Raw genomic sequence first — 11614 nt, 5'->3', positions numbered from 1 at the left:
GCGAGGCACCGAGTGTTGGGGCAAGAGCGTTTTGGTTACTTTTGCGCTTTTCAAAAGTGACCCGCTGTAAGAGCGGAACCAATAGTGGCCGTTACTCAAATAACGGATATGTTCTCGATCAAAGGTCATCTATGCAAAAGCCATCGCTACGCAAACTAGGAATGTTCGCCACACTGGCCATCGCCATAGGCTTGATCATCTACACGGTCCAGGCTCCCGCCGACGCACCGCAATACCTCACCGCCACCGCCGAACGCGGCAACATCGAAAACGCCGTGCTCGCCACCGGCCTGCTCGAAGGCATCAAACAGGTCGACGTCGGCGCCCAAGTCTCAGGCCAATTGAAATCCCTCAAAGTCAAAGTCGGCGACAAGGTCAAAAAAGGTCAATGGCTAGCCGAAATCGACCCATTGATCCTGCAAAACACCCTGCGCAAAGCCCAGGTCGACGAAGAAAACCTCCAGGCCCAACGCCGCGCCACAGCAGCGCAGCTCAAGCAGGCCAAGTCCGTATACGAACGCTACAAAGGCCTGCAGATTGACGAGTCAGTCTCCCGCCAGGACTTCGAAGACGCCGAATCCACCTTCCAGGTGCAACAGGCTAACCTGCTGTCCCTGGACGCGCAGATAAAAAGCGCCCACATCCAGATCGACACCGCCAAGGTCAACCTGGCCTACACCCGCATCGTCGCGCCCATCGACGGCGATGTGGTGGGCATCGTCACCCAGGAAGGCCAGACCGTGATCGCCAACCAACTGGCGCCGGTGCTGCTCAAGCTGGCCGACCTCGACACCATGACCGTCAAGGCGCAGGTCTCCGAGGCGGATGTGATTCACATCAGCCCCGGCCAGCAGGTGTACTTCACCATCCTCGGTGAGGCCGACAAGCGTTACTACGCCAAGCTGCGCGGCACGGAACCGGCGCCACAGAATTTCCTGGAAACCCAGACCGCCGGCACGCCGAAGCAGAACACCGCAGTGTTCTACAACGCGTTGTTCGATGTGCCTAACCCCGACCACCGTCTACGCATCGCCATGACCGCCCAGGTACGTATCGTGCTCGACACCGCCGAGGCCGCACTGATGGTGCCGGTGGCGGCGCTGGGGGCGCGCAACAACGACGGCAGTTACTCGTTGCGGGTGCTGGACGCGAAAGGCAAGGCAGTGTCGCGGGAGGTGAAGACCGGGATAAACAACAATGTGAAGGTGCAGATACTCGACGGCCTGGCCGAAGGCGACAAAGTGGTGATCGGCGACGCCACGCCCGCTGTGGCAGGGAACTGACGGATGACTCAGCCACTGCTGGAACTCAAGGGCATCACCCGTAGCTTCATGGCCGGCGAGCGTGAGTTTATCGCGCTCAAGGGCATCGACCTGACGATCCATGCCGGGGAAATGGTCGCGATCATCGGCGCCTCAGGCTCAGGGAAATCTACCCTGATGAACATCCTCGGCGGCCTGGATTACGCCACGGCCGGCAGCTACAAGATCAACGGCATCGAAACCCGTTCCCTGGGGGATGAGCAGTTGGCCGAACTGCGCCGTGATTACTTCGGTTTTATCTTCCAGCGCTACCACTTGCTGGCCCACCTGAGTGCCTTGCACAACGTGGAAATGCCGGCGATCTACGCCGGCACACCGGAAACCCAACGCCACAGCCGTGCACGGGAATTGCTCGCGCGGCTGGGCTTGTCCGGTCACACCACCCATCGCCCCAGCCAGCTCTCCGGTGGCCAACAGCAACGGGTGAGTATCGCCCGCGCGCTGATGAACGGCGGCGAAGTGATCCTCGCCGACGAACCCACCGGCGCTCTCGATACTCACAGCGGCAAAGAGGTGATGCGCATCCTCGCTGAGCTGCACGCGGCGGGGCACACGGTGATTATCGTCACCCACGACCCCAAGGTCGCGGCGAATGCGCAGCGTATCGTCGAGGTCAGTGATGGCGAAATCGTCAGCGACAAGGCCAATGACAGCGCTGGCCTGGAGTTGCCCAGCGAAACGCCCATCGAGCCAAAACGCAGTGGTGCCCGGCGTTTGGTGGCGAGCCTGGGGTTGTTCAAGGAGGCCTTCAACATGGCCTGGGTCGCGCTGGTGTCTCACCGCATGCGTACGTTGTTGACCATGCTCGGTATCGTCATCGGCATCACTTCGGTGGTGTCGATCTCGGCCATTGGCGAAGGCGCCAAGCGTTATGTGCTCAAGGACATTCAGGCGATTGGCAGCAACACCATCGACATCTTTTCCGGCACCAGTTTTGGTGATAGTCGCGCTTCTGCCATCGAGACCTTGATGCCTTCGGATGTGGACGCGTTGAACCAGTTGTATTACGTCGACAGTGCCACGCCGGTGGTGGGCCGCAACCTGTTGCTGCGCTTTGGCAATATCGACCTGGATGCGCAGGTCAATGGCGTGAGCGACCGCTACTTCAAGGTGAAGGGCTTGAAGCTCGAAGCCGGTATCGCCTTCAGCGAAAGCGATGCGCGGCGCCAGGCCCAGGTGGTGGTGATCGACCACAACACGCGTCACCGACTGTTCGGCCCGAACGTCGACCCGCTGGGCCAGGTGATCCTGGTGGGTAACCTGCCGTGTACTGTGATTGGGGTCACCGCTGACAATAAGAACATGTTCGCCGCCAGCAAGGCGCTGAACGTGTGGGTGCCCTATGAAACAGCGGCAGGGCGCTTGCTGGGGCAGCGCCATCTGGACAGCATCACCGTGCGCATCAAGGATGGCCAGCCGAGCAAGGTGGTCGAAGACAACGTCAACAAACTCATGCTGCAACGCCACGGCACCAAGGACTTCTTCACCAACAACCTCGACAGCATCATGCAGACCGTGCAGAAAACCAGCCGCTCGCTGGCGTTGCTGCTGTCGTTGATCGCGGTGATCTCGTTGCTGGTGGGGGGCATTGGCGTGATGAATATCATGCTGGTGTCTGTCACCGAGCGCACCCGTGAGATCGGCATTCGCATGGCGGTAGGGGCGCGGCAGTCGGATATCCGCCAGCAGTTCCTGGTGGAGGCGGTGATGGTGTGTTTGATCGGCGGGCTGATCGGGATCTCGCTGTCCTATGCCCTGGGCTTTCTGTTTTCGTTGTTTGTGAAGGAATGGGAGATGGTGTTTTCCCTGGGCTCGATCATCACGGCGTTTGCCTGTTCGACGTTGATCGGCATTGTGTTTGGCTTTGTGCCGGCCAGGAATGCGGCGCGGCTGGACCCGATCGAGGCGCTTGCCAGAGATTGAGGTTTGTCAGCCAATAGAGATTAAAAAATATGGGAGCGGGCTTGCTCGCGAATGCGGTAGTTCAGCCAATGAATCTGTTGACTGACACACTGCATTCGCGAGCAAGCCCGCTCCCACATTTTGAACAGGTATGTCTTAAAAGCCTGTGTTGTCCTCAGTGGCATACATCCATCGCAACAACGAATGCCGCCCGCTGATCCCCAGTTTGATCGATGCGCGCTTCAGGTAGCTTTCGATGGTGTTGACTTTCAACGCCAACTGCTCCGCCAACTCCGGTGCCGTGCGCCCGGCCAACAGGCCCACGCACACTTCAAGCTCACGGTTGGACAAGGTCAACCCTGACTGCACCAGTCGTTCTTGAATGCGCCTGCGCAGGGTTTCGATACCTTGGTTTTCCGGCACCGCCGCGTCGCTGTCCTGGCGGCACGGTTGGATTGCGGCGATGTGCTTTTCCACCATGGGCAGCAGCAAGGTGGAGAAGTCCTGCAACATGCTGCGTTCCTGGGGTGAAAAGCTTTCGGACTGGTGCGAGCGATACACCGACAACACGTAGCGCACATCGTCCTTGCGGCGGGTTAGGTGCAATTGTGCGGCGGGTTGTTCGTCGCCCAACGCCTCCACCGAATCGGTGTAGACCGGGCTGATCTTGCGGCGGGTGTGCCCGTCGGCGCTGACCTGCAATTGCGTGATATGAGTGGCATCCACTGCCAGTTGGGTGAGGATCAGGTCATGCAGCATGCGTGGGAAATGGCGGCTGCCGGTGCTGGCGATGACTTTGCCAATATGAGGGAACAGCTGTGAGTTCATCATTTCGTCCATGAGGCGTGCAGGTATTCGGCCTTAGAGCAGCGGGGATTAAGGTGCAAGCCAACGCGAATAACCTACCGTGATAGTCCTTCCCGCCGGAACCTATGCTAGTACAGCCTGGCGACGGGAAGGGGATCCAATCTTAAAAAAACGGATTAAAAACTCACAAGCTTAGAAGGACGCGTGAGGGTGCGGGAGCACTTGGCGAGTGCCTGCTGCACGTCCGCCAGCAGGTCGGCCACGTCCTCAAGCCCTACCGACAAGCGCACCAACCCTTCGCTGATACCGTGCGCCGCACGCTCCTGCGGGGTGTAGGTGGAATGGGTCATGCTCGCCGGATGCTGGGCCAGTGACTCCGCGTCACCCAGGCTGACCGCACGGGTGAACAGTTTGAGCGCATTCATGAAGCGCCGGCCGGTTTCAATGCCGCCTTTGAGCTCGAAGGCAATCATGCCACCAGGTAGTTTCATCTGCTGTGTCGCCAGTTCGTATTGCGGGAAAGAACGTAATCCCGGGTACGTCACCGACTGCACGGCCGGATGTGCCTGCAAGGCTTCGGCTACGGCCTGGGCGTTGCTGCAATGACGGTCCATGCGCAGGGCAAGGGTCTTGAGGCCGCGCATCAACAGCGAAGCGTCCTGGGGCGACATCACCGCGCCGGTCAGGTCCTTGAGGCCTTGCAGGCGAATGCGCTGGGCCAGGGCCTGGCTGCTCACGGCGATGCCCGCGGTGATATCGCCGTGGCCGCTGAGGTACTTGGTGGCCGAATGCACCACCACATCGGCGCCCAGGTCGAGGGGGCGTTGCAGGTAGGGTGTGCAGTAGGTGTTGTCGACCACCAGGGTGATGTTCGGCTGCTGGTGGGCGAGGGCGGCCACGGCGGCGAGATCCACCAGCCGCAGGTTGGGGTTGGCCGGGGTCTCGCAGTAGATCATGCGAGTGGCGGGGCTGAGTGCGGCTTGCAGGGCAGCCAAGTCGGTAAGGTCGACATGCCGCACCTTGATACCGAATTCGCCGATGCCATGGTGAAGAAGGGCAAAGGTGCAGCCGTACAGGGTCTGGCTGACGATCACTTCATCGCCAGGGCGCAGCAGGGTCCAGAACGTCGCGGCAATCGCGCCCATGCCGGAACTGAACGCCACTGCGGCCTCGCCGTTTTCCAATGTGGCCATGCGTGATTCCAGCAGCGCCAGGGTCGGGTTGGAAATGCGTGTATAGAAGTGGCCACTCGCTTCACCGGCAAAACAGGCGGCACCGTATTCGGCGGTTGGGAAAGCAAAGGTGGCTGACAGGTAAATCGGTGGGACGAGTGCGCCGTGATGGTCTTTTGGGTCATAGCCGTGGTGGATGGCGCGGGTGGAAAAGCCGAATGCATTGTGTTTATTGTTCATGTCGGACGCTCCTTATTTCCTACAATGCTATGCTCATAACCAGAGATGAACTTTGCAATATTTGCTGCTAATTCCCGCGTCCTGGGATGAAAACCTCATAAAAATAAAGAATAGAGGCACGTTATGCCTGTCAGTCTCGACCGTACCGACAAAGCCCTTTTAAACGCATTGCAAGGCAACGCCCGTCTCACGGTGGCCGAATTGGCCGACCGCGTATCCCTGACCACCTCGCCGTGCTGGCGGCGAGTGCGCAACCTCGAAGAGAGTGGGGTGATCAGCGGGTATCAGGCGATTCTTTCGCCCAAGGCACTGGGGTATGGGGTGACGGCGTTTGTCAGCATCATGATGGAGAGCCACACCCAGGAAATCGCTCGGGCGTTTGAACAGCGATTGTTGGAGATTCCGGAGATTGTGGCGTGTCATAACGTGTCGGGGCGGTATGATTTTTTGTTGGAAGTGGTGGCGAAGGATCTGGAGTCGTTTGGGGAATTTGCGCGTGAGGTGCTGCAGACGTTGCCTTGCGTCAAGGAGATTTATTCGAGCTTTTCCTATAAGTCGGTCAGGGCGTTGAGGGTGATTCCGTTGCCGGGGTGAATTTCTGGGGGACATATTTAAATCATGTTTCAGCCTGCTTGTTCGTTAAGCACGCGATCGGTTGAAGCATGGACCCGTTCGGTCCTTGCAGCAATTTTAATGAACCCTCAAGGCCGATGCTTGACCTAATGCATACGACCTAGGAGGTGAAGCATGGAAATTCAATATATCTGGATCGGCTTGGCGGTGATTCTGCTGCTGTTGGAATTGTGGGCGATCAATACCGTATTGCGCAGCACAGGGGGTTGGGAGAGCAAAGGGTTGTGGCTGGTGATTCTGATTTTTGTACCGCTGTTCGGCTTGATTGCCTGGGCGATGTTCGGGCCCAAGCGCGAGATGCCGGCGCATCGCAGAAACTGAATTGAAAGGCGCCTCGCGGGGCGCCTGTTTGCATCAAACCTCTACCCGCAACACTTCCAATCCCAACTGCTCATACGTTTCCACGCTCGGCACATGCCACTCCGTAATCAGCGTATGAATCCGGCTGCACGGCGCCACGACAAAGGGCTCCACTGCGCCGAGCTTGTCCGCCATGGTTACCGCCACTACATGGGACGCACTGTCGAGCAAGGCCTGCTTGACCGCCACTTCATCAAAATGCAGCGAGCTGATGCCCACTTGCGGATGCAGCGCACATACGCCGGTGAACAGCACATCGGCCTTGATGCCCTGGATCATGCGCACGGTTTCATGGCCGCTGGTGGACAGCGTCGCCGGGTTGAGCTGGCCGCCGGTGAGGATGACTTTTACATCGGGATGGTCGGCCAGGGCGATGGCGATCATGGGGGATGTCGTGACCACCGTGAGGCGGATTGAGCGCGGCAATGATTGGGCAATCTGCAGCGTGGTGGAGCCGGAATCGAACAGCACAATTTGCCCATCCTCCACACGGTCGGCAGCCCGCCGCGCAAGGTGACGCTTGGCCTCGTTGGTTTCACCCACGCGTGTAAAGAAGTCTTTGCCGGTGTCTTTGGGCCGGGGCAGGGCGCCACCGTGGACGCGTTGCAACAGCCCGGCGGCGGCGAGTTCGCCGAGGTCGCGGCGGATGGTGTCTTGGGACACGGCAAAGTGTTCCACCAGTTCCGAGGCGGTGACTTTGCCGTCGCGCTCCAGCAGCAACAGGATCTTCTGTTTGCGCAAAGAAGGCAGGTCGATGTCTTGATGAGTGTTTTGCATGTTTGTGCGCTATTTTGCGGGTTTATGCGAGATTAGCCGTGCGGCTATCTAAACGCAATGGCTGGTTGCGCAGTCGATGGGCGGTTACTCTCAGCATTCAGTTCAGGGAGAGGTGACCTAGATGTCGTTGATCACAACCATCGAAGATTTACGCAAGCTCGCGCAAAAACGTGTCCCACGGATGTTCTACGACTACGCTGACTCCGGCTCCTGGACTGAAAGCACTTACCGGGCGAATGAAAGCGATTTTGCCAGCATCAAGTTCCGCCAGCGGGTGGCGCGCAACATTGATGAACGCTCGATCCGCGCCACGATGATCGGCCAGGAGATGGCCATGCCGGTGGCACTGGCGCCCACCGGATTGGCCGGTATGCAGCACGCCGATGGCGAGATTCTGACCGCGCGCGCCGCCGCAGCATTTGGCCTGCGCTACACCTTGTCGACCATGAGTATCTGCTCCCTGGAAGACATTGCCGAGCACGTCGGCCAGCCGTTCTGGTTCCAGTTGTACGTGATGCGCGACCGCGCCTTTATCGAACAGTTGATCGAGCGCGCCAAGGCTGCCGGCGTAGATGCGCTGGTGCTGACCCTCGACCTGCAGATACTCGGCCAGCGCCACAAGGATTTGATCAATGGTCTGTCGGCACCGCCGAAACTGACCCTGCCGAATATCCTCAACATGGCCACCAAGCCGCGCTGGGTGATGGGCATGCTCGGCACCAAGCGTAGGGGTTTCGGCAACATCGTCGGGCACGTGAAAGGCGTGGCAGACATGAGTTCGCTGTCGTCCTGGACCGCCCAGCAGTTCGATCCGCGCCTGAGCTGGGACGATGTGGAGTGGATCAAGCAGCGCTGGGGCGGCAAGTTGATCATCAAGGGTATCCTCGATGTGGAGGATGCTCGCCTGGCCGCGAACGCCGGTGCCGACGCACTGGTGGTGAGCAACCACGGTGGTCGTCAACTGGACGGTGCGCCTTCGAGCATCAGCCAGTTACCGGCGATTGTCGAAGCGGTGGGCGAGCGCATTGAAGTATGGCTCGACGGTGGCATTCGCTCCGGCCAGGACGTGCTCAAAGCGATGGCATTGGGCGCCAAAGGCACCATGATCGGCCGCCCGCATTTGTATGGTCTGGGCGCGATGGGCGAAGCGGGTGTGACCAAGGCGCTTGAGATCATCGCCCGTGAGTTGGACGTGTCGATGGCCTTGTGTGGGTATAACGATATACGCGATGTGAATCGCGAGATTTTGTTGCCGGGTACATTTCCTGAAAGCGTTTACTGAGCAAAAAAAACGTAAAAAAATAAAAAGAGTTGTCCACGAAAACCGTGGGTATCTCTGTGGATAACTTTGCGAAGCCCCGGCAGGGTTGGCGATTTCGGCAGAGGTTATTATTTGATCAACTTCTGTTTTGGCCCAGCATGGGCAGGGTTTGCGCTTGACACGCAAGCGCGAACCCAGTGCCGAAATACGCTTTTACGAGTCGCCGCTACGACCTGTGGAGTGTGTGACAACCTGCGCCGGCATCTTCGCTTGCATCAGTTTGTCCAGCGCCTGGCCATAACTGCGACCGGCCAGGCTCATGCTGTTGTTATGACTGGCACCGGGCACCAGTAACAGCCGCTTGGGTTCCTGGGCGGCTTCAAACAATTGCTGGCTGAAACGCGGCGGCACGTAGCGATCATCCAGGCCATGCACCACCAGTAGCGGCATATGGATATCGGCAATCTTGTCGATGGAATCGAACTTCTGCGACAGCAGCCAGCGCACCGGCAACGATGTATTCGCCACGGCCGTGGCCACATCCGCCAGCGACGTGAAGGTGGATTCGATCACCAGCCCGCGCACTGGCAGCGGTGTCTGCTTGCCCAATTCGGCAGCCAGGTCGATGGCCACTGCGCCACCCAGGGAGTGCCCGTAGATCAGGCGTTTGTTCGGGTCCGGTTGCAGCACCTGGAAACGCTCCCAGGCGATGCGCGCGTCTTCATACACGGTGGTTTCCGACGGCAGTTCGCCGTGGCTCTGGCCGAACCCACGATAGTCGATAGCTAGTACCGAATAACCCAGGGCGTGCAGTTGCTCGATGCGAAACAGTTGCCCGGTCAGGTTCCAGCGCACGCCATGCAGGTAGAGGATGGCGGGCGCGTCTTTCTTGTCCGCCGGGTACCACCAGCCATGGATATTCTGACCTGCTTTGAAACTGGCCGGCTTGAGTTCGAACTCTTGCACCGCTTTCGGCAAGCCACTGTACCAACTGGCGGTGCCCGGCTCGATGCGAAATACCAGTTCGCGCTCCTTGTGTTGCAGCACCGCGCAGCCCACCGGCAGGCCGACGATCAACAACGCCATGCACACCATGGGAAACCAGCGCAGGCTCAGGCGCGAGAGAAAACGAGAGGACATGAAGGTTCCAGGAAAAAGGTGAAGCAGGGGTTTTACCAGATGGCCCAACCAGGCAGGAATTAATTCGACAGCCGTGAACGGGGATTGCTTGCAAAGTATTACAGCATTGAACAAGGCGCGCCGAGGTTGTTAGGGTGAGCGGCCCGAACAGGAGAGCAAGCACATGGATTTCACAGGCAAAACTGCAGTCGTCACCGGCGGTGCACGCGGGTTGGGTCTCAGTTACGCACGGGCGTTGGCCCAGGGCGGCGCACGGGTGGTGATCAGCGATATCGGTGCCGACAATGCCGGCGCGGGCCGCGATGCCTCGGTGGTCCAGGCCGCGGTAGAAGCCTTGCAGGCCGAAGGCTTGAACGTGATCGGCCACGGCGGTGACCTGTCCACGAACGCGGGCTGCGAGCACCTGATCGCCTACGCCATCGAGGCCTTCGGCCAACTCGACATCCTGATCCACAACGCCGGCTGGGTCGGTTACCAGACCATCGCCGACCTTGACGCCGGGTTCCTGCAACGCGCCATGGACATCAATCTCTACGCACCGCTGTGGCTGTGCAAGCACGCCTGGCCGCACCTGCTGCGCTCATCTGCACCGCGCATCATCCTCACCACCTCCGACCGCGCCATGTACGCACAGTATGAGCAGACTGGCCTGGTGGCCTACAGCGCGGGCAAGATGGCGCAACTGGGGATCATGAACGCGTTGAGCCACGAAGGGGCTGAGGCCGGGATCAAGGTCAATGCAATCTCACCGGTCGCCAAGACGCGCATGTGGGGCGTGACCGAAGAACCGGACGAACTCAAGCCCGACTGGGTGACGCCGGGGGTGCTGTTTCTCGCCTCCTCGCAGTGCGAGGACACGGGTTATATCCTGCGCGCCAGCAACGGCCAATTCACGGCCACGCGCTTTACCGAAAACCCAGGGGTGGACTACCCGCGCAACCTCGCACGGATCAAGGCGGGCAGTGCCGAAGCAGTCGCCGCTGCCTGGAACAGCATCAAACAAACATAACCCTTTTCTTGAGAAACCCGAGCATGGACAACAGCCCCGTTCGCATCACCGCCGAAGAGACACTCTCGGAAAACTGGTACCTGCTGAAAAAATACAGCTTCGACCTGCGCCGCCGCGACGGCAGTTGGCAAGCCCAGACCCGCGAGGTATACGACCGCGGCAATGGCGCGACCATCCTGCTGTACAACCGCGAGCAGCGCACGGTGTTGCTGATCCGCCAGTTTCGCATGCCGACGTTCGTCAATGACTACCCCGGCTACCTGATCGAGGCGGCGGCCGGTTTGCTCGACAATGCCAGTCCCGAAGAACGTATTCGTCTGGAAGCGGAAGAAGAAACCGGGTACCGCGTGGGGCATGTGGAGAAGATCTATGCGGCGTTCATGAGCCCGGGGTCGGTGACGGAGCGGATTCACTTTTTCATGGGTCAGTATCAGCCGGGGGATCGGGTGGGGAGCGGTGGTGGGCTGGAAGAGGAGGGTGAGGATATCGAGGTGCTGGAGTTGGGGTTTGAGCAGGCGCTGGGGATGGTGCAGAGTGGGGAGATTGTGGATGGGAAGACGATTATGTTGTTGCAGCATTTGGAGTTGCGGATATTGAGGGACGGCTGGTGAGTTCGTTTGTTGCTGGGCGAGCACGAACATTGTGGTGAGCAGGCTTGCCCTGCGCTGGGCTGCGGAGCAGCCCACAACGGGCGCCCCTAACATTTGTGCGGCGCTCATCTGTGTGGATTACGTATTTGTTGGGTATAGGAGGACTCTGATCGCCCTCAGGTCAACACAGCCGGATCTTTGAGTGGTGGGGCCGTCAAACTCAACCAGAAGTACAGAGTTGCCAAACTGTAGTGCTGCACATTCTTCGTTCGTGATTTGAATGAGCTCAGCTGTTATTCGAGTGACACCGTTTAGATAGGAGATATTGGGGCTTTTACCTGTGGAGGGCGTGATGTTCGTCCCCCAAGAGAACACCTCATCTAGGGAAACTCTGAAAAAGA

12 protein-coding genes are annotated in these 11614 nt (G+C 59.2%); 7 read left to right on the top strand and 5 right to left on the bottom strand.

Annotated features, from left to right (window positions below; genetic code table 11):
* The first annotated feature begins 131 nt into the window (after positions 1-131).
* Together macA and HX793_RS29435 are read left to right on the top strand one after the other, a co-directional pair.
* Positions 132-1283: a macrolide transporter subunit MacA gene (gene macA, locus HX793_RS29440; protein WP_177096203.1), complete on the top strand. Its 1152-nt coding sequence runs from the start codon at positions 132-134 to the stop codon at positions 1281-1283.
* Positions 1284-1286: 3 nt separating this feature from the next.
* Positions 1287-3245 (top strand): MacB family efflux pump subunit, encoded by a 1959-nt coding sequence (locus HX793_RS29435; RefSeq protein WP_177096201.1) that lies wholly within the window; start codon positions 1287-1289, stop codon positions 3243-3245.
* 135 nt (positions 3246-3380) lie between these two features.
* Here HX793_RS29435 and HX793_RS29430 read toward each other — a convergent pair whose 3' ends face one another.
* Entirely contained in the window at positions 3381-4052 is a 672-nt protein-coding gene (locus HX793_RS29430) for a response regulator transcription factor (protein WP_016976080.1), read from the bottom strand.
* Between the two features lie 155 nt (positions 4053-4207).
* Positions 4208-5443, bottom strand: coding sequence for a methionine gamma-lyase (locus tag HX793_RS29425; protein WP_177096199.1), 1236 nt, complete (start codon positions 5441-5443; stop codon positions 4208-4210).
* A gap of 123 nt (positions 5444-5566) precedes the next feature.
* Here HX793_RS29425 and HX793_RS29420 point away from each other — a divergent pair, with 123 nt between their 5' ends.
* Positions 5567-6037 (top strand): Lrp/AsnC family transcriptional regulator, encoded by a 471-nt coding sequence (locus HX793_RS29420; RefSeq protein WP_016976082.1) that lies wholly within the window; start codon positions 5567-5569, stop codon positions 6035-6037.
* Positions 6038-6190: 153 nt separating this feature from the next.
* A complete protein-coding gene (locus HX793_RS29415) occupies positions 6191-6397 on the top strand; it encodes a PLDc N-terminal domain-containing protein (RefSeq protein WP_095015776.1) in 207 nt (68 codons plus the stop codon).
* Positions 6398-6430: 33 nt separating this feature from the next.
* Here HX793_RS29415 and HX793_RS29410 read toward each other — a convergent pair whose 3' ends face one another.
* The gene (locus HX793_RS29410; protein WP_177053971.1) at positions 6431-7213 is read right to left on the bottom strand and encodes a DeoR/GlpR family DNA-binding transcription regulator; all 783 of its coding nucleotides are present in this window, start codon (positions 7211-7213) and stop codon (positions 6431-6433) included.
* A gap of 121 nt (positions 7214-7334) precedes the next feature.
* On the opposite strand from HX793_RS29410, the gene HX793_RS29405 reads away from it, so the two are divergent.
* Positions 7335-8495: an alpha-hydroxy acid oxidase gene (locus tag HX793_RS29405; RefSeq protein WP_177096197.1), complete on the top strand. Its 1161-nt coding sequence runs from the start codon at positions 7335-7337 to the stop codon at positions 8493-8495.
* A 192-nt stretch (positions 8496-8687) separates the two neighbouring features.
* Here the strand turns inward: HX793_RS29405 and HX793_RS29400 are convergent, their stop codons facing one another.
* Entirely contained in the window at positions 8688-9614 is a 927-nt protein-coding gene (locus HX793_RS29400) for an alpha/beta hydrolase (RefSeq protein ID WP_177005094.1), read from the bottom strand.
* Between the two features lie 163 nt (positions 9615-9777).
* On the opposite strand from HX793_RS29400, the gene HX793_RS29395 reads away from it, so the two are divergent.
* Positions 9778-10623, top strand: coding sequence for an SDR family NAD(P)-dependent oxidoreductase (locus HX793_RS29395; protein WP_177096194.1), 846 nt, complete (start codon positions 9778-9780; stop codon positions 10621-10623).
* 23 nt (positions 10624-10646) lie between these two features.
* Positions 10647-11234, top strand: coding sequence for an NUDIX domain-containing protein (locus HX793_RS29390; protein WP_177096192.1), 588 nt, complete (start codon positions 10647-10649; stop codon positions 11232-11234).
* A gap of 117 nt (positions 11235-11351) precedes the next feature.
* On the opposite strand, the gene HX793_RS31040 is transcribed toward HX793_RS29390, so the two are convergent.
* A partial coding sequence (locus HX793_RS31040; protein ID WP_218646206.1) for a hypothetical protein occupies positions 11352-11614 on the bottom strand: 263 nt, incomplete at its 5' end.

The organism is Pseudomonas reactans (assembly GCF_013387025.1).
Taxonomy (GTDB): domain Bacteria; phylum Pseudomonadota; class Gammaproteobacteria; order Pseudomonadales; family Pseudomonadaceae; genus Aquipseudomonas; species Aquipseudomonas reactans.
The sequence above is the reverse complement of the archived record's forward strand: the minus strand, read 5'-3'. Positions and strand labels throughout refer to the sequence as shown.

What these genes read in the sequence shown, in the direction of transcription:
- macA (WP_177096203.1), top strand. Translation starts at nt 132, where the DNA reads ATGCAAAAGCCATCGCTACGCAAACTAGGAATGTTCGCCACACTGGCC.
- HX793_RS29390 (WP_177096192.1), top strand. Translation starts at nt 10,647, where the DNA reads ATGGACAACAGCCCCGTTCGCATCACCGCCGAAGAGACACTCTCGGAA.
- HX793_RS29415 (WP_095015776.1), top strand. Translation starts at nt 6,191, where the DNA reads ATGGAAATTCAATATATCTGGATCGGCTTGGCGGTGATTCTGCTGCTG.
- HX793_RS29410 (WP_177053971.1), bottom strand. Translation starts at nt 7,213, where the DNA reads ATGCAAAACACTCATCAAGACATCGACCTGCCTTCTTTGCGCAAACAG.
- HX793_RS29420 (WP_016976082.1), top strand. Translation starts at nt 5,567, where the DNA reads ATGCCTGTCAGTCTCGACCGTACCGACAAAGCCCTTTTAAACGCATTG.
- HX793_RS29395 (WP_177096194.1), top strand. Translation starts at nt 9,778, where the DNA reads ATGGATTTCACAGGCAAAACTGCAGTCGTCACCGGCGGTGCACGCGGG.
- HX793_RS29435 (WP_177096201.1), top strand. Translation starts at nt 1,287, where the DNA reads ATGACTCAGCCACTGCTGGAACTCAAGGGCATCACCCGTAGCTTCATG.
- HX793_RS29400 (WP_177005094.1), bottom strand. Translation starts at nt 9,614, where the DNA reads ATGTCCTCTCGTTTTCTCTCGCGCCTGAGCCTGCGCTGGTTTCCCATG.
- HX793_RS29430 (WP_016976080.1), bottom strand. Translation starts at nt 4,052, where the DNA reads ATGAACTCACAGCTGTTCCCTCATATTGGCAAAGTCATCGCCAGCACC.
- HX793_RS29405 (WP_177096197.1), top strand. Translation starts at nt 7,335, where the DNA reads ATGTCGTTGATCACAACCATCGAAGATTTACGCAAGCTCGCGCAAAAA.
- HX793_RS29425 (WP_177096199.1), bottom strand. Translation starts at nt 5,443, where the DNA reads ATGAACAATAAACACAATGCATTCGGCTTTTCCACCCGCGCCATCCAC.